Consider the following 647-nt stretch of genomic DNA (forward strand, 5'->3'; position numbering starts at 1 on the left):
CCCGCCTTGGCGAGCAGTGGCGCGAGCGGCGGCTGGTCGAAGTAACCCCACCGCGGATCGTCGCCCAGCATCCGGAAGTACAGCTCGTCGACCGTGAGCCCGTACTTTCCGGCGAACGGCAACACCAGGGCCGCGTAGAGCACTGCGACCACCGCCACCGGGCGCCGCGCCAGCGGCACCGCCACGCCGGTCCGCGCCGCCACGCCCTCCGCCGTCAACGCTTGCATCGCTCCCCCTCCTGGTCGCGGACAACGACCAGTCCCTCCGGAACGGCATGGTCCGCGACACGAACGTCAGGCTGCACGGGCGCGGCGACCCCACGAGATCACATCGAGTTGATCGGTCTCTGTGTGCGGAACACCCGGTCAGTAGGGCCCGATCAGCCGGTACCTGGGCCACAGTTCGGCCCACGGCGCCCGCAGACCGCGGCACACCGAGATGGCCCGGCCTTGCTCCCTGGTGTCGAGCCCGTACCCGTTGTCGATGCGCGCCACCACGGAGCACTCGCGGAAGTCCCGCGCCAGCCGGTTCTCGTCCAGGGCCACCGTGATCACCACATCCGCCGTCTCGGGCGGCGGTCCCCGGAAGTACAGCTCGTTGTGTCCGCTGTAGATCTGCGGGAGCGGGTGCTCGTCGCGCATCCAGTG

At 70.3% G+C, this 647-nt stretch carries 2 pseudogenes; both read right to left on the reverse strand.

Annotation, left to right across the window (positions count from 1 at the left end):
* A pseudogene (locus FXN61_RS49865) lies at nt 1–227 on the reverse strand (glycosyl transferase, family 39); the annotation flags it as partial.
* A gap of 138 nt (nt 228–365) precedes the next feature.
* A pseudogene (locus FXN61_RS49870) lies at nt 366–647 on the reverse strand (hypothetical protein); the annotation flags it as partial.

The organism is Lentzea indica (assembly GCF_012184385.1).
Classification (GTDB): Bacteria; Actinomycetota; Actinomycetes; order Mycobacteriales; family Pseudonocardiaceae; genus Lentzea; species Lentzea indica.